Annotated in this window: 14 protein-coding genes; 10 read left to right on the top strand and 4 right to left on the bottom strand. The window is 44.9% G+C overall.

Going from position 1 to position 18,841, the window contains the following annotated elements; all coding sequences use genetic code 11:
- Positions 1-211: 211 nt before the first annotated feature.
- Complete coding sequence (rsmF, locus tag KO531_RS15255) at positions 212-1,657, bottom strand: 16S rRNA (cytosine(1407)-C(5))-methyltransferase RsmF (protein ID WP_219251596.1); 1,446 nt, start codon at positions 1,655-1,657, stop codon at positions 212-214.
- A gap of 224 nt (positions 1,658-1,881) precedes the next feature.
- Here rsmF and KO531_RS15250 point away from each other — a divergent pair, with 224 nt between their 5' ends.
- Positions 1,882-3,108 (top strand): spore maturation protein, encoded by a 1,227-nt coding sequence (locus tag KO531_RS15250; protein ID WP_219251595.1) that lies wholly within the window; start codon positions 1,882-1,884, stop codon positions 3,106-3,108.
- Positions 3,109-3,239: 131 nt separating this feature from the next.
- Here KO531_RS15250 and KO531_RS15245 read toward each other — a convergent pair whose 3' ends face one another.
- Genes KO531_RS15245 through KO531_RS15235 form a run of 3 tightly spaced genes read right to left on the bottom strand, consistent with a single transcriptional unit; the run spans position 3,240 to position 7,117 of the window.
- On the bottom strand, positions 3,240-5,879 hold the full coding sequence (locus KO531_RS15245) for an MlaD family protein (RefSeq protein WP_219251594.1): 2,640 nt from the start codon (positions 5,877-5,879) through the stop codon (positions 3,240-3,242).
- Positions 5,866-6,483, bottom strand: coding sequence for a paraquat-inducible protein A (locus KO531_RS15240; protein ID WP_105252657.1), 618 nt, complete (start codon positions 6,481-6,483; stop codon positions 5,866-5,868). The genes KO531_RS15245 and KO531_RS15240 overlap by 14 nt, the downstream gene beginning before the upstream one ends.
- 1 nt (position 6,484) lies before the next feature.
- Complete coding sequence (locus tag KO531_RS15235) at positions 6,485-7,117, bottom strand: paraquat-inducible protein A (RefSeq protein WP_173244555.1); 633 nt, start codon at positions 7,115-7,117, stop codon at positions 6,485-6,487.
- A 207-nt stretch (positions 7,118-7,324) separates the two neighbouring features.
- On the opposite strand from KO531_RS15235, the gene KO531_RS15230 reads away from it, so the two are divergent.
- The 9 genes from KO531_RS15230 (at position 7,325) to KO531_RS15190 (ending at position 18,807) form a co-directional block, all read left to right on the top strand.
- Entirely contained in the window at positions 7,325-7,624 is a 300-nt protein-coding gene (locus KO531_RS15230; RefSeq protein ID WP_028759759.1) for a YebG family protein, read from the top strand.
- Between the two features lie 17 nt (positions 7,625-7,641).
- Positions 7,642-8,100: a GAF domain-containing protein gene (locus KO531_RS15225; protein ID WP_028759760.1), complete on the top strand. Its 459-nt coding sequence runs from the start codon at positions 7,642-7,644 to the stop codon at positions 8,098-8,100.
- Positions 8,101-8,380: 280 nt separating this feature from the next.
- Complete coding sequence (gene proQ / locus KO531_RS15220; RefSeq protein WP_028759761.1) at positions 8,381-9,010, top strand: RNA chaperone ProQ; 630 nt, start codon at positions 8,381-8,383, stop codon at positions 9,008-9,010.
- 28 nt (positions 9,011-9,038) lie between these two features.
- Positions 9,039-11,084, top strand: coding sequence for a carboxy terminal-processing peptidase (prc, locus tag KO531_RS15215; RefSeq protein ID WP_219251593.1), 2,046 nt, complete (start codon positions 9,039-9,041; stop codon positions 11,082-11,084).
- A gap of 84 nt (positions 11,085-11,168) precedes the next feature.
- Positions 11,169-13,718 (top strand): aminopeptidase N, encoded by a 2,550-nt coding sequence (pepN, locus tag KO531_RS15210; RefSeq protein WP_219251592.1) that lies wholly within the window; start codon positions 11,169-11,171, stop codon positions 13,716-13,718.
- Between the two features lie 43 nt (positions 13,719-13,761).
- On the top strand, positions 13,762-13,977 hold the full coding sequence (locus tag KO531_RS15205) for a DUF2835 domain-containing protein (protein ID WP_028759764.1): 216 nt from the start codon (positions 13,762-13,764) through the stop codon (positions 13,975-13,977).
- A 338-nt stretch (positions 13,978-14,315) separates the two neighbouring features.
- A complete protein-coding gene (locus KO531_RS15200) occupies positions 14,316-16,358 on the top strand; it encodes a DUF1302 domain-containing protein (protein WP_105252651.1) in 2,043 nt (680 codons plus the stop codon).
- A gap of 13 nt (positions 16,359-16,371) precedes the next feature.
- A complete protein-coding gene (locus tag KO531_RS15195) occupies positions 16,372-17,736 on the top strand; it encodes a DUF1329 domain-containing protein (RefSeq protein ID WP_219251591.1) in 1,365 nt (454 codons plus the stop codon).
- A gap of 54 nt (positions 17,737-17,790) precedes the next feature.
- Positions 17,791-18,807, top strand: coding sequence for a YCF48-related protein (locus KO531_RS15190; protein ID WP_219251590.1), 1,017 nt, complete (start codon positions 17,791-17,793; stop codon positions 18,805-18,807).
- Positions 18,808-18,841: the final 34 nt, after the last annotated feature.

Here is an 18,841-nt window from a genome sequence, read left to right as displayed (position 1 = left end):
TGCGTGATTGTTAGCGTACAGGCATAAAAAAAGGCCCAAAACGATTAAAGCTGTTTGGGCCTAGGGGAATGGCTCATTGAAGAGCCGTGCGCTACAGGTGAAAGCGCCATGCAGTGCGCTTTACAATAGACTCAGTGTAGTCGAGCTTTTGTCTTATAGTCGCGCTCACTTTCCCCTTTTTTAGGTTATTTATCGCTAAAAAACAGCGAAATTATAACGATTTTGTCTGTTCTGGTAGCAGTAACACTTTATCTTTCACTAAGTCTCTGGGTAGGTTGTTTTTTAACTTATTGCCTAAATGTTTTGCCATGCCTAATGGTGCACCGCCATAACAGACGATCACTTCACCTTGAGCTTTCACTGCGGTGTTTAGGGCAATATCTCGCCCCATCAAATACTCTTTCGCTTCAACATCGCTCACATCGACTGTTTTTGAGGTTGGGCTGAGTTGTTTTCCTGCTAATGCAATAATCGCTTCATGGCGGACTTTAAAGCCGTGTTTACTGTTATCGGCGAGTTTAATGCCAATACGCTGAAAGCGCATACGGCCGATAAAAGCGTTGAATTCATGCGGAAATAGCCAGAATTCATCATCGCGAACCATGATGAGTTCGTCCGGTAAGCTGATGCCTAAATCCTGCTGAAAATAGTCTTTGATCCCTTGGGCTTGTTTTGCTGATGCGGGCGTGAAGGGAAAGTTTTTCTGTAGTTTAGGCTCTGGTTGTAAACGCGGCACTGAGGCGGTTTTTGTCAATTTAGCGACAAAGAAACCTTCACTGTCGTAAATCTGTGGCCAGACATGTAAGAAGCCTTCGGGCGTTGTAGCTCGATCTGCACCATCAAATAAATCGCTTAAGGATTCAAATTGCACCGCATCGCCGTAGACTTGTTTTAAATACTCGCACACGCCTTGGTTTTCGAGGCGGTTTAAGGTGCAGGTTGAGTAGACCAAACTGCCACCGGGTTTCAGGGCGAGAAACGCCGATTCGATTAAGGCTTTTTGGGTTTCGCTAATCGCCAGCACATCGTCTAGGCTCCAGTGTTTTAGAGCATCGGCGTCTTTACGCACTGTGCCTTCACCGCCACAGGGCGCATCGATAAGCACGGCATCAAAACTTTCGTACAGGTATTCGCCAAATACACGGCCATCGAAATGGGTGAGGGCGCAGTGGCTCGCGCCCATGCGCAGCACATTGGCGTGCAATACTTTCACGCGGCTCGCCGAATACTCATTAGCCACCAATAAGCCTTGGTTTCGCATCAATGCGGCCATTTGCGTGGTTTTTGAACCCGGCGCGGAGGCGAGATCAAGTACGCACTGCCAATGTGCATTCGGTGTAAAAAGTGCGGTCGGCGGCAACATAGAGCTGGCTTCTTGAATGTAGAATAAGCCTTGGATGTGCTCTAAGGCATTGCCGAGTTGTTCTTCTTCATCGTAACTGATCCAAAATCCGTCTTCACACCAAGGAATAGGATCGAACGTCCAGCCCTTAGGTTGCATCAAGGTCTTAAAGTCGTCACTGCTGATTTTTAAGGTATTGACCCGAATTGAACGTCTAAGCGGCCTGTCGCAGGCGGCAATAAACTCGTCCATGGATAAATGGGCGGGGAGTTCTTGGGTGATTGTATCGATAAAATTTTGATTTAATTGGACCATTGATTTCATTGAACCATAGGAAAATAGACTGTGTATCAACTGGTGCGAGTATATCATAATCCCTTATTGGGTCTGAGATTTTCTCCCGAGCCGCCAAGGCTGCTATTGTGATTTAATGTTTATGCTCTGATGATTTGAGCGATATTGGAATGAGTCGCCATAAAGCTAGCACTCAGTAGCCATGAGCTAATAGAATAAAAACAAATAAAAATAAGGGGATTAGCGTGCTGAATCGTGTGTGGTTGGCTTTTTTTATCACGGCATTGCTTGCAATAGCAGTGCAGTTATTCAATGGACATATAGAAGTATTATCGGCTTCGGTCGCCGCATTATTTGCTAGCGCTAAGCTTGCCGCTGAAATTTCCCTTGGGCTGATTGGCGTGCTTTCTCTGTGGATGGGATTGATGCAGGTAGGAGAAAAGGCAGGCGTTGTCGGCGCTATTGCCTTTGTGTTTGAGCCATTACTGCGCCGTTTGATGCCTGAAGTGCCCAAGGGGCATCCCGCCTTTGGCAGTATCACGATGAATTTAACAGCGAATATCTTTGGGTTAGATAATGCCGCCACCCCACTTGGTTTAAAGGCGATGCATGATTTGCAGAGTTTAAATCCGCTAAAAACCGTGGCGACCAATGCGCAAATCTTATTTTTAGTACTCAATACTTCCTCTGTGACCTTAGTGCCTGTGACGGTATTCCTTTACCGTGCCCAGCAAGGTGCCGCTGCGCCTGCGGATATTTTCTTGCCGATTTTACTGGCTACTTCGGCATCGACATTGGCGGGCTTGCTTGTTGTGGCGTTAGTGCAGCGAATTTCATTATTAAACTCAGTGGTGCTCGGTTATGGCGCCTTGATGCTCTCAGGGTTAGTGGCGAGTGGTTTTTATCTGATGACTTTAAGTGCTGATGCCATTGGCACAGTGTCGACGGCAATGGGCAATGGTATCTTGCTGTTATTGGTATTTACCTTCGTGATTGTTGCGGGCATTCGCAAGGTGGCGGTTTATGATGAGTTTATTGAAGGGGCGAAGGCGGGTTTTGCTCAATCTATCCAGTTGATCCCTTATTTGCTTGCTATGTTATTAGCGATTGGTTTACTGCGTGCATCCGGCGCCTTGGATTATCTGTTGCACTTGATTGCCACTGGTGTGCGGATATTGGGTTTCGATACGCGTTTTGTCGATGCTATGCCGACCGCGCTGATGAAACCTTTTAGCGGCTCAGGTGCTAGAGCCATGATGCTCGAGACAATGGATCATCACGGCGTCGATTCTTTTGCGGGCCGATTAGCGGCGATTTTTCAGGGTAGCACTGAAACAACCTTCTACGTACTCGCCGTGTATTTTGGATCTGTGGGTATTCGCCATGGACGCCACGCCTTGGCTTGCGGTTTAACTGCGGACTTTGCGGGGATCAGCGTCGCGATTGCTGTTTGTTATTGGTTTTATGGATAAGTGGGCTCGCGACCTAGAATGTGTCAATAACATTGCGAGAAGCTAAAAATAAATCAGGCGCATTATGCGCCTGATTTATTTGTAAGAGCTTTAATATTAGTGCGTTGGTGTAAGTATTTTGATGAAAATAATTACTGTTCTGGTGCCCATTGCTGCCATTCGTTTTCGGCTTTGTGTTGCAATCTTAATACTGTTCCTGCTGCTAAACGATTATCCCCTTGAGTCGTGTCCTTAGTCGCCACATTGATGCCGCCAGCGAGTAAGGTTTCCAGCGAGCCCGCTTCGATTTGGGCACCTGAAAAGAGGCCGACATCGACTTTAATCCCTGAGGCATCCCAGAATTGACTGCTTTGATTCACTAAGTGACTGTACTGTGCCTCGATATGGGCCTGCATCAATACACTATTCCCCTGTGTCGATAGGCTATAACCGTCGATTTGACCGACTTTAATCCCTCGGAAGAAGATAGGTGTGCCGACTTTCATTGAGCCTAAGCTAGTATCTTCTAGAATGAATTTCAGCGCATCTTCGGCAACGTTGGCATAACTGCTAGCGGCGAGGTTGGCAACAAACTGGGTCGCTTTCTGACTGCTCTTACCCGGTAAGACTCCTATGTAAGGACCTGTGATCAGCGTTTCTGGCGCTTTGATCCCCGCCAGAGAAATTTGTGCATCCACTAAATGATATTCACAGTCACTGCGGCTGAAATGTTCGGCATATTCCCCGTAGAGATATGCGCTAGCTGTGAGTGTATTAAGATCCGCATTGAGCTTTACCTGCGACACTTCACCCACTTGATGACCTTGATAACGAATCGCTGCCTTGGCCGTAAGCTTGCTGGAGGCGGGTAATGTGAGGCGAATTGCCTGCGCCTGACTTAATGCCAACTGCTTGCTTTCATAGAGTTTTAAGTTAGCTGCATTGCTGGCTTTGTCATTGCTATCAAGCAGTCCCAGACTGATGCTGCCCTTTAATGCCCCTTGTAGCGGGGCAACGGCGACATCAATACCGGCAAGACTGGCACTGATATCCACGGCGCTGTTACGCCAGAATACTTTTGGCTTTTTCAGCAAGGGTTGAAACTGTTTGTCGATAGCGAGCTTGATAGCAAAGTCTTCGGTTTTGCTTTGCCAGTTCACTGAGTCAACTGTGCCAATTTGCATTTTTTTATAATAAATCGGTGAGCCTTGGCTGACATCGGCGCCATCTTGACTGATTAATGTTAAATGCACTTGCTGCTGACGATCATAAAAAGCTGTCGCGGCATCCACAGAGCTAAAGAGGGTCAGAGCGCTGTTAGCAGCTAAAGGTGTGTCGCTGTGACCTTGGATCAAGCTAACTGCACCTTGAGTGAGCGTTGTAAAATCCCTTGCTTTGACTGAGACCCCGTCTAACGATGCGTTTACCGTTAATGCCGACTCAGGCACAAAATAGCTGTCGCTGCGTATTAGACTGGCAAACTCAGGTTGTAGCTCGAGTTGGTATTCCACCGCCGATAAATCTTTGGTTAACTTAACTGCAAGCACGGAACCAATGGGGATTTGCTTGAAGCGAACTTGAGCGCCCGCTGAAATGCCCATGTTTTCGGCTGAGGTTAAGGTCAAGAAACGCTTCTTCGATTGCAGTAAATCAGGCGCTTTGGCTTGTAAGGCAAAGCTGCTTGGTACCGCGCTTTTGGTGTTGATGCCTGGCAGGAAGTTGATCACGCTACCTGTCAGTAAGCGTTCTGGATTCTTAATGCCTGAGAGGGAAATATCAGCACCTTCAAGCCAAAACACGCCGTCGTTAGTTAACAGTGAACCGTATCGAGGTTCAAACTTAGCCACGGCTGTAACACCATTGGACGTGAGTTGTTTACTTAAAATACTGCCAATATTGATGCCGCGATAAACGATACGAGTGCCTTTGTCGACACCGTTAGCGTCAGCCATGGTCAAGCTTATTTCTATGCCGCCAAGGGCGGTGGTTTCTGAATCATAAAGCGAAAAAACGTCACCGTTTTTAGCTATGTCTGCTTTATCGTCAGAGCTGAAACTCACGCCGCCAGCCAGAATGGACGCCAAACTCTCTGAACTGACTTTAACCCCAGTTAGTGAAGCATCAATTTTGACGCCAGAAACATTCCAAAAGTGAGAATTTTTCTTCACTAACCGCGCGTATTGCTCTTGAATGAAAGCGCTGATAATGACTCTTTGATTGCCATCTAAACGATAGCTGACCACGCTACCCACGGGGATTTGGCGAAAAAATATTGGCGAGCCAACATCGAGCGAACCCAGTTTATCGGAGGTCAATTCGACCATCACACCTTCTGAGCCGATTTGCATCGGCGGCGGTTGGCGTTCTGCCTCGAAGAAGGTTGATGCATTGCCTTTACCGGGTTGAATAGCAATGTAGTTACCGGAAAACAGCGCATCTAAGCCTTCAACACCTGTAATACTTGCTTTAGGTGTGACAAGCCAGAAGAGGGTTTCTTTATTCAAGAAAGGCTTAGCGCGGTAGTCCATCATGACCTTGACGTTCACACCTTTGAGATCTTCATCTATGCCAATGTCTTTCACTTTACCGACAGTCAAACCTTGGTATTTGACTAAGGTTTTACCCACATCAATCCCAGTGGCGCTCGGAAAGTGAATTTGAATTTCAACCCCCGATTCTTTAATGCTCTTAATGCCCAGCCAAGCACCTAATGCCAACGCGACAATAGGAAGCAGCCAAATGGGCGAAAAGAGCTTTTTCTTTACAACTTTCGGCGATTCAATTTGTGTCATCTTGAGGTTCCAATCGATCCCAGAGTAAACGAGTGTCTAAAACTTTTGCGGCTAACTGAGTTAACAGAATAACCAAGGCAAATGCGGTAGCCGCAGGCGCGGGTTTCGCGTCGAGTAATTGTCCCATGTTCACTAATGCCACTGTGATTGAGATGACAAATAAATCGAGCATTGACCAGCGGCCAATCCATTCGATGATGTGAAAACCCACCATCAATTTCTTTTTTGAAATCGGAATGTCAAAGCTGATCGCACACAGATAAATGGATAAGCCGATGATTTTAATCCATGGTACTAAAATACTGGCGGTAAACACTATGATGGCAATAGGCAGCATATCTGAATGCACTAAATGCAAAATGCCCGAAAAAATCGTGTCGTGCCGCACTTGGCCTTGGTTGGTCAGCATAGTGATAGGGTAAATGTTGGCTGGCACCAGCAAGATGGCAGCGGTAATCAACAAAGCCCAACTTTTTTGCAGGCTGGAATAGTCTCTGACGTGCAACTCAGTTTCACAGCGCTGACAGTGCGTGAGTTCACTGCTGTTGAGTTGGCGACACACTTTACAGAGACATAGGCCGATATCTTTACCTTGTTGTTTCATATCAGCTATGACCTTCCAATAACGTCCACATATGTTCTAAGTCGTATTCTCTTTGTAGAAACAAGGTCACGAGAAACAGCATAGTGAAGCAAAATGTGCCCATACCAAAATAAATGTCCGAAAAATCAGATAGCTGAAATGATGAAACTAAGAAGCTGATCACATAAATTTCCAGCATAGTGAGCTGCGATAAGATACCATGAAATTTTAATAACTGCTTCAATGAGTTACGCCAAAAAAGGCTACTCAATCCCCATTTCACAATTAAAATCTGTGTCAATATCGATAACAGTAATAAGCCAGGGCCTATCACCGCGGCGGCAAGTACGGCGACACCTACAACCCAATAGCCTTGGTCAAATACTGCAAATGCCCCTTGGAAAACCGTGGTAGTACGAATACTGCCGAAAAAGTGGATCTCGAGTACGGGTAAAAAATTGGCTGGGAAATAAAACACTAATGCAGAAATACATAGGGCTAACATACCATTCACAGAGCAGTATGGCGTGTCATAAAGTGCAGTGCTGCAACGAGGACAGATTGCTCTAACGCCGCTAGGCAAGGCACGTTTGCGGACTGCTAAATCGCAGGAGCGGCATAGGGTTACTGAATTTTCTGCTGCGTTTTCATGCATATAAAAATATATATTAGCCTAATAGGAGTAATAACAGCGAGAACGGTGCAAAGTGTCGTGCTAGTTAGCTGTTCAGCCACGTCTAGCGCTTTTATAATCTTGGCAACGAAAGTACGCTAATAATATCAGATTAATCAGAACACTTGCATCACAAGTTCAATCTATGTCACTCTAGTTACTGTATATAAAAACAGTGCGAGGGCAGTCATGGCAGTAATAACACAGTTTGTCGTGGTCAGAGAAGGGGTTGAAAAGATGACATTCACATCTAAGAAGGAGGCTGATGCCTACGATAAGATGCTCGATATCGCCGATAACCTTATCCCCTTCATTCAAAAAGCTGATTTGGGTATAGATGAAAGTGTGGGCGAAAAGCTCGCATTCTATTTTGCTAACAATAAAGATGAGCTGACGAACTTGCTTAAAGGCGCCGTTCAGGTTAATAGTACGCCAATGAATCCGCCTGCAGCGAAAAAAGCGGCTAAAAAGACCGAAGCAGCAGAATAAAATTGTTAGGAAATGTAATGAAATCGAAATTTTATGAGTCACTTAACCGTCAAGCCTTGGCCTTGTTGGAAGGGGAAGACGACCTTGTTGCGGCGATGGCGAATTTTTCAGCCTTGCTCAATGATAATTTAACTGAGCTGAACTGGGTGGGATTCTACGTTATGCGTGGCGAACAACTAGTATTAGGCCCGTTTCAAGGTAAAGTGGCTTGTACACGCATTCCGTTAGGAAAAGGTGTGTGTGGTACTGCAGCATTCACTAATCAAACTCAGCGAGTGGCTGATGTCCATCAATTTGATGGTCATATTGCCTGTGATTCTGCCAGTAATTCTGAAATCGTTGTGCCAGTTCGTGCGCAAGGTAACGTGGTTGCCGTGCTCGATATTGACAGTCCTATCTTCGATCGTTTCGATGAAGAAGACCAAAAGGGGCTGGAATTACTGGTTAAAAGTTTTGAAAACTGCCTATTTGATTAATTTGCGTACAATAACGCATAATTCATAGTCGCAATCGGTGGCGTGCGCCTTATAATATGCGCCTGCACGCATTAAGCTGGTTTGATTGGCATGCAATGAATAAGCTTAGTGTTTTGAGCTGTCAAAATTTGTTAAGGTATATTTTTTAACTTTAGTAAACGCGGCTAGGATGCTAATTTGTACGTTGACTCAATATTGAGTTTAACGAAGATAAACGACATGTAAGAAGCTGATATATATCACCTCGAATCGATGTCCCTTTTTGACTGTGGAAGTAATGATGGAATCAACAGAAAAGTTGACCGACACCAATGCAATTTTGGCGTATTTGTATGAAACATTTCCTTTGTGCTTTATTGCTGAAGGTGAAACTAAGCCATTAAAAATCGGATTGTTTCAAGATTTGGCTGAAAGGTTGGCTGATGATTCTAAAGTCAGTAAAACTCAGCTCAGAGTTGCCTTGAGACGTTACACCAGCAGCTGGCGCTATTTAAAGTGCGTTAAAGCGGGCGCACAACGCGTAAACCTGGATGGCGAACCTTGCGGCGAGTTAGAGCAAGAGCACATTGATCATGCTCAAGCCATGTTGAAAGAGAGTCAGGATAAGGCCAAAGCGAAACGTGCAGCACTTGCACCTAAGCCCGCGGCGAAGAAAGCACCTAAAAAGGTGGCTGTTCCTCAGCGTCCTAAAACTGAGCGTCCTGCTAAGCCTGCGCCAAAAGCTGCAGCGCCAGTCGTCAATTATGTTCAAGCACAATTGACTGATTTAACGAAAAAACAACGCGTCAATGTTAAATTAGGTATGACACCCGTAGCCGGTGTGATTACTGACATTAACAAGGAAGATATTCATGTTCAGCTTGATAGTGGCCTAACGATTAAAGTTAGAGCAGAACATATCCTGCTGTAATCATTTATTAAAACGGAGTAACTTGTTGATGCGAAAACTCACTTTGGCTACCTCGATCGCCACTGTTTTTGTCGGATTTTCGGCTTGGGCCGTACCACCCACGATTCAAATCAGCGAGTTACCCACTCTCAAGCAGGAAGCGCAACATAAGGTTGCGAGCAAAAGGGTAACGGACTTATACACTCGTTCGCACTATCATAGATTCAATCTTGATGACGCCTTTTCTGCGCAAATTTTCGATCGTTATCTACAGCAGTTAGACTATCGCCGCAATGTGTTAACCCAAGCGGATGTCGATAGTTTTAAACCTTATGCTACCCAATTCGATGACATGCTCAGTTCTGGTGAACTTGAGCCTGCCTATAAAATGTTTGATATCGTCCAAAAGCGCCGCTATGAAGGCTTTGTCTATGCTTTATCTCTATTAGATAAAGAGATGGATTTTTCTGCGCCCGGTGATGCCTATGAGTACGACCGCGATGAGGCCGCATGGCCAAAAGACCAGACAGAAATTAATGAGTTATGGCGTCAACGTGTTAAATACGATGCACTAAATCTTAAACTCACAGGTAAGAAATGGCCTGAGATTGTTGATATCCTCCAAAAGCGTTACAACAACGCGATTAAACGGTTGATTCAAACTAACAGTGAAGACGTGTTCCAAGGCGTGATGAATGCCTTCTCGCGTAGCATTGAGCCACATACAAGTTACCTTTCACCACGCAATGCTGAACGTTTCCAAATGGAAATGAACTTGAGCCTTGAAGGTATTGGTGCTCAACTGCAACTCGAAGACGATTACACTGTCATTAAAAGTTTAATTACTGGCGGTCCTGCTGCGGGCAGTGAAAAACTGTCGCCGGAAGACAAGATTGTCGGTGTCGGTCAAGAAGGCGGCGAGATTGTTGATGTGATTGGCTGGCGTTTAGACGACGTGGTCGACCTGATTAAAGGTCCTAAGGGCAGTAAAGTTGTTCTGCAAATTTTACCGAAGAAAGGCGGTTCCAATGCGAAGCCATTCGACGTTACCTTAGTTCGCGACAAAATTCGTCTTGAAGACAGAGCTGCAACCTCTAAGGTGATTGAACCTAAAGACGGTGAGTATGCTAATCGCAAAGTCGGTGTGATCCAAATTCCTGGTTTTTATATGAATTTGTCGCAGGACGTTGAAAAAGAGCTCGTGAAGTTAAACGACGCCAAAGTAGAAGGCATAGTCATCGACCTTAGAGGTAACGGTGGTGGTGCATTAACGGAAGCCGTGCTACTGACGGGACTTTTTATCGATATGGGCCCTGTAGTACAAATTCGTGATGCCGATGGACGAGTGTCTGCGCATCGTGATAACGACGGTAAAACCAGTTACGCTGGACCATTGACTGTGATGGTTGACCGTTACAGTGCTTCAGCCTCTGAAATTTTTGCTGCCGCATTGCAAGATTATGACCGTGCACTGATCGTCGGTGAGTCGAGTTTTGGGAAAGGTACAGTACAGCAGCATAAGAGCCTAGGCCGTATCTACGACATGTATGAGAAGCCAATTGGCCATGTGCAGTATACGATTCAAAAGTTCTACCGTATTAATGGTGGTAGTACACAGATTAAAGGTGTGACCCCCAACATTGCTTACCCAAGTGCGTTGGAGCCGGGCGAGTACGGCGAAGCTGAAGAGAAAAATGCATTGCCTTGGGATAAAGTGCCAATGGCGCAATATGGCACGCTCAATGATGTGACGCCTGAGTTAGTGACTAGCCTTGAGGCCAAGCACCTTAACCGCATCAAAAGCAGCGTAGAGTTTGCTTATATCAATCAAGATATTGCCGACTTTAAAAAGCACCACAAAGAGAAGACAGTTTCTCTGGTTGAAAGTGAGCGCATTGCCTCCCGCGAAGCCGATGAGAAGAAAGTCCTCGATAGAACGAACGAGCGCCGAGTCGCCAATGGTTTAGCACCGGTTAAATCAATGGAAGACATTAAAGACGACGCTGAATTGCCAGATGCATTTTTAGACGAAACCGCTTATATCACCTTAGATATGGCTGATGTGCAAAAAATGGCTAAAACTAGTGCTAAGTAGGCGCTAGTCGAGTCGATTTATCCGATATCAAAACGCGCTTATGGCGCGTTTTTTCTTATTTAGATCAGCGTTAAAGGGATCGAAATGACACAAGCTCAAGCAAAATACTTAAAAGATTATCAAGCGCCACTTTTTACGATAGAGACTATCGATTTAGCTTTTAATTTGGCAGGCAATGAAACCCAAGTGCAGGCGATCAGTCGTATAAAACGCACTTCAAAACATGCACAAGCCTTAGTGTTGGATGGCGAAGATTTGACCGTTGTTTCGCTGACTGTTAATGGTGATGCTGTGCCTTACCATGTTAGTGCAGGTCAATTAGTTCTAGAAACTGAGCTTGATGAGTTTGAGCTGAACATTATCACTAAGCTCGATCCTGAAGCTAATTCGAGCCTTGAAGGGCTCTATATGTCCGATGGTGCCTACTGCACGCAATGCGAGGCAGAGGGCTTTCGACGTATCACTTATTTCCTTGACCGCCCTGATGTATTAGCTAAATACACTGTTCGTATCGAAGCCGATAGAGCCGCATTCCCGTTTTTACTGAGTAACGGTAATTTGATTGATCAAGGTGAGTTAGATGGCGGACGCCATTATGTTTGCTGGCAAGATCCATTTCCAAAACCAGCGTATTTATTTGCCTTAGTCGCTGGCGATTTTGATCTATTGCAAGATGAGTTCATTACTCGCAGTCGCCGTAAAGTGATCCTGCAAGTGTTCGTTGATAAAGGTAATTTACATAAAGCACACCATGCGATGGCATCACTTAAGAAATCCATGGCATGGGATGAGAGCCGTTTTGATCTTGAGTATGATTTAGATATTTACATGATAGTGGCCGTCGACTTTTTCAATATGGGTGCGATGGAAAACAAAGGCTTAAATATCTTTAACACTAAATATGTGCTCGCAGATACCTTAACGGCCACCGACGAGGATTATCACGGCATTGAATCGGTTGTAGGCCATGAGTATTTCCATAATTGGACAGGAAACCGCGTAACGTGCCGCGATTGGTTCCAGTTAAGTTTGAAAGAAGGCTTAACGGTTTTTCGCGATCAAGAATTTAGCTCTGATTTAGGTTCACGCGCTGTGAATCGAATTCATGCAATTAAAGTGATCAAGAATCAGCAATTTGCAGAAGATTCTGGCCCTATGTCCCATCCTATTCGTCCAGAATCTGTCATTGAGATGAATAATTTCTACACTGTGACTGTGTATAACAAGGGCGCTGAAGTCATCCGCATGATGCACACTTTGCTCGGCGAAGAAAAGTTTCAGGCGGGAATGAAACTGTATTTTAAACGCCACGACGGCCAAGCTGTCACCTGTGATGATTTTGTGGCGGCAATGGAAGATGCCAGCGGAGTGGATTTAACCCAGTTCCGTTTATGGTATAGCCAAGCTGGTACGCCGATTGTGACTGCGATGGACAGCTTTGATGCGCAAACGGGCGTTTATCAATTGACCCTTAAACAAAGTCTAGCGAACTGTGCATCACCGCTGCATATTCCGTTTAGCTTAGAGCTCTTAGATGCGAAGGGCCATTCTTTAGTGAATGAAATCCTCAATTTTACTCAAACTGAACAAGTGTTTAGCTTTGATGGACTCACTCATAAACCTGTCGCTTCGTTACTGCAAAACTTTTCCGCGCCCGTCAAATTACAATATCGATTCAATGTGGATCAACTCGTTCACTTGATGCGTTTTGCTAGCAGCGAAGTGGCGCGTTGGGAAGCTTCTGTGACCTTAGTGAGCCAAGCTATTTGGCAAAATGTGGCGAGTTTACAACAGCAACAAGCTATGGCTCTCGATCCCCGTGTGCGCGATAGTTTTAAAGGTGTGTTGTTAGACACTGAGCTTGATCCGGCATTGATCGCCGAAATATTAGCGATACCTACGGCTTCGGCTTTGATTGAGCAAACAGAGAGTGTTGATCTAGATGCGTTAGCTTTAGCACGTGAATTTGTATTAATAGAGCTCGCTTCACATAGTGAAGATGAATTGATTGCGCTATATCGTTCTTTAGTCGCAGTAGAGAGTACGCAGGCAAGAGCCCTTAAAAATCAGTGTTTAACTTGGTTAGCTCGGGTGTCGGATGAGGCCGAGGGGTTAGTGATTTCTCAGTTCGATAACGCCAGTAATATGACGGATTCTCTTGGTGCGTTGACGGCAGCCAATGTTGGGAATTTACCTTGTCGTGATGAACTGATGACGACATTTGAGCTACGTTGGCAGGATACGCCATTAGTGATGGATAAATGGTTTATGTTGCAAGCGACCCGTGATGCAGATGATGTGATTGAGTGTTTGCGTCAGTTGCAGCAACACAAGTGTTTTAGTATGAGCAATCCAAACCGAGTGCGTGCTTTAGTGGGCAGTTTTGCTGCCGGTAATATTTATCAATTCCACCGTAGAGACGGTAAGGGTTATGCTTTCTTAACCGAATGCTTAATGACCCTTAATAAGCTCAATCCGCAGGTTGCGGCCCGTATGGTGACGCCATTGATCCAGTATCATAAATTCGACTTAGGCCGCCAAACTTTGATAAAAGCCTGTTTAGGGCAACTTTTGGCTTTGCCTGACTTATCTAAGGATATGTACGAAAAAGTCTCTAAAGCATTGGCAAAATAGCAGTTTGTAGGAGGAGGGCAGCAGTCTGTGCTGCCCTGATATTATGGAACTGTATTTCAAACTATCGATCAGCTATCGAGATTTCTTACCTTATTATCAAGGGCTTGCCGATAAAGTCGAGGTTCGTGAAACTCAAGGGCGGATTTTGTGGATTAATGGCCGTCATTTTAGGCGTTTTTTAACCGAAAATGGCATTCAAGGCTATTTCAAATTGGTTTTAGATGACAAGGGACAATTTGTTTCATTAAATCGAGTTTAGTCTTAATTTGTTTATCTTTACTTAGAGCAATTACTTTAAACGGTCGGCTGATTACTAAGCTCGCTTTGTGATATTTTATTTTTAAATATGTTAATGAATTATATGATTTTTTAATGTGTTTTTATGTTTCATTCCTATTCCGCTTTTCGCTAATTTAAATCTCTCCTTTTTAGTTAAGGGTACAAATGTACCTACATGCTTAATTCTTTAGAAAATTTTCTCTAACTGCGCCTTGCTCAAGGGGATTAATTGCTGTAACAATGATGTTACCTGTTAGCTAACAAGATGTTGGTTGTAATTCCTAAAACAAAGAATCCAGCAGGGTACGGAGAGCTAAAATGAAAATTGTTAAAAATAGTTTTAACAAATCGGCGCTTGCTTTGGGGGTGGCGTCGGCATTGAGTTTGTTAATGATCCCAAGCGTTAATGCAGTATCTTTTAATTGGGGAGAGGTTGAGGGCACATTTGACTCAACTTGGACTGCTGGTGCGAGCTGGCGTGTAGGGGAGCGCGATTGGGAAGGTCAAATTGGTAAGGTTAATCAACCCCAATTCGATTGGTCTAATTACAGCGCATTTGGCAATACTAAATACACTTCTGCTGAGATTTGGGCCCAGCCCGGATCGTATTCCAGTAACAATGACTTAAGTAATTTACTTTATTCTCAAGGCGATACTACGTCCGAAATCGTTAAAGGTTTGCATGAATTGTCATTGAAATACAAAAACTACGGTTTATTCGCCCGTGGTATGTATTTCTATGATCGTAAACTCAATGACGGTAATTATGATTTTAATGATCCGATAACGGGCAAAGAGTTTGACCCTTGCGAAGATAACCGTGCTTCAGAAGTTCAATGTAAAGATATTCGCTTACTCGATGCGTTTGTGTATGGCAACTTTGACCTCAACGATGGCGCTAATCCATTATCTATTCGTGTAGGTAATCAAGTGGTGTCATGGGGTGAAAGTACACTGATTGCCCATGGGATCAGTGAAATCAACGCCGTTGACTTGAACATACTTAATGCGCCAGGCGCTGAACTAAAAGAAGCGTTCAGACCTCAAGGTATGGTGTGGGCTTCCCTTGGTTTGACGGATTCATTAACGGTAGAAGCATTCTATCAATATGATTGGCAACCTATTTGGGTACCAACACCGGGTTCTATTTTTGCGACTAACGATTTTGCGGGTTTCGGTGGTTACGCTCAAAACGCTCAGCTTGGGTTTAATGCTAACCCTGACATCAATTTAGACTTTGTGATGCAAGAATACGAGCGTTTAGCGGGCATGATTGCCAGCGGCCAATCTATTCCGACACAGCAATTGGTTTCTATGGCCTTAGCTTACCCAACAAAAGTGACGCTAGTGCAGGATGAGGCAGAGCCAAGCAATGATGGCCAATATGGTATTAAGCTGGGTTATTACGCGCCTTCACTGGGTGAAACCGAATTTGGTTTTTATTTCATGAATTACCATAGCCGTCGTCCTCTTATCAGTGGTACAGCCGCCGATTTTAGCACGGGTGCACTTTTATCTGATCTGGCGACCATAGGTCAAAACTCGGGTAACATTGATCGTGAATTGCTGCTCAATTTGAAGAGTTTCTCTAAGGCGCAAATCGTTTATCCAGAAGATATCAAGCTTTACGGTTTCAGTTTCAATACCTTGGTTGGTGATACCTCTGTCGCGGCTGAAATTGCCCATCGTCAGGATGAACCACTGCAAATCGATGACGTAGAATTGTTGTTTGCCGGTATGCCACAGCAGTTAGCTAACGCTGGTCTTCGTCCAGATCTCGATGGTATTTCACAGATTAAAGATGTTAAGCCGGGTGAAACCGTGGATGGCTTTATCCGTCTTGATACCACTCAGGCGCAGATGACTTTCACCCATTTATTTGGTCCAACGTTAGGCTTAGATAACTTGACTATGTTGGCCGAAGTGGGTGGCGTGTGGATCCATGATATGCCAGGTTTTGATGAGCTACGTCTCAATGGCCCAGGTACGTCACGTTCTGGCGGCAACCCAGATATGCCCGGCATCATTCAAGCTTTGCATAATGGTCCTGAAACGAACCCGTTCCCAACCGACTTTGCTTGGGGATACCGTTTAGTTGGAAAGGCGGATTTCAACAACGTATTTGCTGGGGTCAATATGTCTCCACGGGTGATTTTCTCCCATGACGTTGATGGTATTACACCTGATCCTATGTTCCTGTTCACGGAAGGACGTAAGTCTGTCGCGCTAGGCGTTAACTTCGACTATCAAAACCGTTGGGGTGCAGATATCTCCTATAACAATTTCTTTGGCGGTGTCGGTACGACGAATGCGATGGCAGATCGTGATTATGTTTCATTCAATATCAAGTATTCGATCTAAAAGGACTCAAACAATGAAGAAACTGACGATATTGGCGAGTGCAGTCATGCTGGCGTTCGCAGCGCCAGTCGCTATGGCTAAGATATCAGAAGCTGATGCGGCAAAACTTGGCAATGAACTTACCCCTTTAGGTGCTGAAAAAGCAGGTAATGCTGATGGTTCTATTCCTGCGTGGGATGGTGGTATTACTAAGCCTGTGGCGGGTTATACCAAAGGGATGCATCACCCAGATCCTTTCCCTGAGGATAAGATTGAATTTACTATTACCAATGCTAACAAAGCGCAATATAAAGATTTTTTAACGCCGGGTCAGGTGAAGCTGTTCGAACTTTATCCTGATACCTACAAGATGAATGTGTATAAGACTCGCCGTAGCGCCTCTGTACCACAGTTCGTTTACGATGCGACTAAAGTTAACGCGACTCGTGCTGAACTGATTGCACAGGGCAATGGTATTTCTGGCGCGGCTATTGGTATTCCATTCCCGATCCCTGCAAATGGTTTAGAAGCCATTTGGAACCACATTTTGCGTTTTCGTGGTATCGATATCGAAACTTCCCGTAGCCAAGCTGCACCGACAGCCGATGGTAGCTATAGCTTAGTCGAAACGGCTGAGGAAATTCGCTTCGAATATTCTCGTCCAGAAATTACCTTAGATCAGCTTAAAGCCAGCAATACGCTGTTCTACTTTAAGCAAGTGGTGACTCAGCCTGCACGTTTAGCAGGTACAGCCTTATTGGTTAAAGAAACCATGGATCAAGAGGCGCTTCCCCGCCAAGCTTGGACCTATAACACAGGTCAACGTCGAGTACGTAAAGCGCCGAACGTGGCTTTTGATACACCGGGTACAGTGTCAGATGGTCTGCGTACGACAGATGATTTCGATATGTTTAACGGCTCTCCAGTGCGTTACAACTGGGAACTGGTTGGCAAAAAAGAAATTTATATCCCGTACAACGATTACAAACTGCATTCAGATAAGCTGAAATATGACCAAATATTGAAACCTGGTCATGTGAATCCTGAATACGTTCGTTGGGAAAAACACCGCGTATGGCAAGTGAGGGCGACGCTGAAAGATGGTATGCGCCACATTTATAAAGTGCGCGATATGTACCTTGATGAAGATTCATGGCAAGTGTCAATCGCCGATCTCTACGACAACCGTGATCAGTTGTATCGTGTAGCCGTTGCACATGGCTTGAATTACTACGAAGTACCTGCACAGTGGGATACTTTGGAAGTCTTCCATGATTTGCAATCCCGTCGTTATCTCGCCATGGGCTTAGACAACCAAAGTGGCATGTATAACTTCGATGCCAAACTGACTGAAGCTAACTTTACCCCCGATGCATTGCGTCGTGAAGGTATCCGTTAATAGGCCACGTACAAAGGGGCGCTTAGCGCCCCTCATTAGTTTAAGGAAGTTTGTATGTCGTTTCGCATCCTTCAGTGTGTCGCTGTATTAAGTTTCGGTGGCGCTTTTTTTCCTTCTACGTTATCTGCAACGCCCTCTGATCCGATTTTTTCTCAAGTTCAACCTCTTGCTGTTTCATCTTTGATTTTAGATATTGCCAACGTAGGCGCAGGTTTAGTGGCTGTGGGTGAACGTGGTCATGCTCTGGTATATGACGGCAGTTGGCATCAAGTGGCAACGCCCGTGAGTTCACAGCTGACCAAAGTCTTTTTCCTCAATGAAAAACGCGGTTGGGCTGTAGGTCATGATGCAACCATTTTACAGACTCAGGATGGTGGCCAAACTTGGCAGCAGCAGATGCATTCGCCCGAGATTGAAAAACCATTCCTCGATGTGGTGTTTTTAGACGAAAACAATGGTATTGCCATTGGTGCTTACGGTTTGTTTTATCGCACCAACGATGGCGGTGCCCAGTGGCGTGAGGAGTTCCATGAGGAGCTCTTAGCAGAAGAAGATGTGGCTTATTTGGCGGAGTTAAAAGGCAGCGATCAATTGGCCTATTTGAGTGCGCGCGCTTCATTATTGCCGCACTTTAATCGTATTTTAACCTTAACCGATGGACGTTTATTATTGGTTGGCGAGCTGGGCTTAGTCGCTGTTTCTGGCGATCAAGGTAAAACATTTACGCGTACCAATTTTGATTACGATGGTTCTATGTTTAACGCCGTAGAAACGAAAAATGCTGTGTATGTGATGGGCCTTCGCGGTCATATATTCAAAGCTGATGTGAGTTTAAGCCAATGGAATCAAATAGAACTGCCGGTGCAATCCTCAATCAACGGTGCCATGGTTGTTTCTGACGACGCGCTATATTTAGTGGGAAATGCGGGGATAGTGATCAAGCTAAATGAGGATGACACTAGCAGTATCGTGACTCGTCGCCAAGGGGAAAACTTAGTGTCTATTGCGAAGGATAATCAAGGGAATATGTGGTTATCCGGCAGCCAAGGGCTGTTTATTCTTAAGCCATAAAATTTTAAAACTACAATAAATAACAGGGCCGAGA

Origin of the sequence: Shewanella sp. NKUCC06_TVS, from assembly GCF_019345515.1 — a bacterium.
Classification (GTDB): Bacteria; Pseudomonadota; Gammaproteobacteria; order Enterobacterales; family Shewanellaceae; genus Shewanella; species Shewanella oncorhynchi.
The sequence above is the reverse complement of the archived record's forward strand: the minus strand, read 5'-3'. Positions and strand labels throughout refer to the sequence as shown.

Coding starts and splice junctions, on each gene's coding strand:
- KO531_RS15245 (WP_219251594.1), bottom strand. CDS start 5,879: ATGACACAAATTGAATCGCCGAAAGTTGTAAAGAAAAAGCTCTTTTCG.
- KO531_RS15240 (WP_105252657.1), bottom strand. CDS start 6,483: ATGAAACAACAAGGTAAAGATATCGGCCTATGTCTCTGTAAAGTGTGT.
- rsmF (WP_219251596.1), bottom strand. CDS start 1,657: ATGGTCCAATTAAATCAAAATTTTATCGATACAATCACCCAAGAACTC.
- KO531_RS15200 (WP_105252651.1), top strand. CDS start 14,316: ATGAAAATTGTTAAAAATAGTTTTAACAAATCGGCGCTTGCTTTGGGG.
- KO531_RS15190 (WP_219251590.1), top strand. CDS start 17,791: ATGTCGTTTCGCATCCTTCAGTGTGTCGCTGTATTAAGTTTCGGTGGC.
- KO531_RS15235 (WP_173244555.1), bottom strand. CDS start 7,117: ATGCATGAAAACGCAGCAGAAAATTCAGTAACCCTATGCCGCTCCTGC.
- prc (WP_219251593.1), top strand. CDS start 9,039: ATGCGAAAACTCACTTTGGCTACCTCGATCGCCACTGTTTTTGTCGGA.
- proQ (WP_028759761.1), top strand. CDS start 8,381: ATGGAATCAACAGAAAAGTTGACCGACACCAATGCAATTTTGGCGTAT.
- KO531_RS15230 (WP_028759759.1), top strand. CDS start 7,325: ATGGCAGTAATAACACAGTTTGTCGTGGTCAGAGAAGGGGTTGAAAAG.
- KO531_RS15205 (WP_028759764.1), top strand. CDS start 13,762: ATGGAACTGTATTTCAAACTATCGATCAGCTATCGAGATTTCTTACCT.
- KO531_RS15225 (WP_028759760.1), top strand. CDS start 7,642: ATGAAATCGAAATTTTATGAGTCACTTAACCGTCAAGCCTTGGCCTTG.
- pepN (WP_219251592.1), top strand. CDS start 11,169: ATGACACAAGCTCAAGCAAAATACTTAAAAGATTATCAAGCGCCACTT.
- KO531_RS15195 (WP_219251591.1), top strand. CDS start 16,372: ATGAAGAAACTGACGATATTGGCGAGTGCAGTCATGCTGGCGTTCGCA.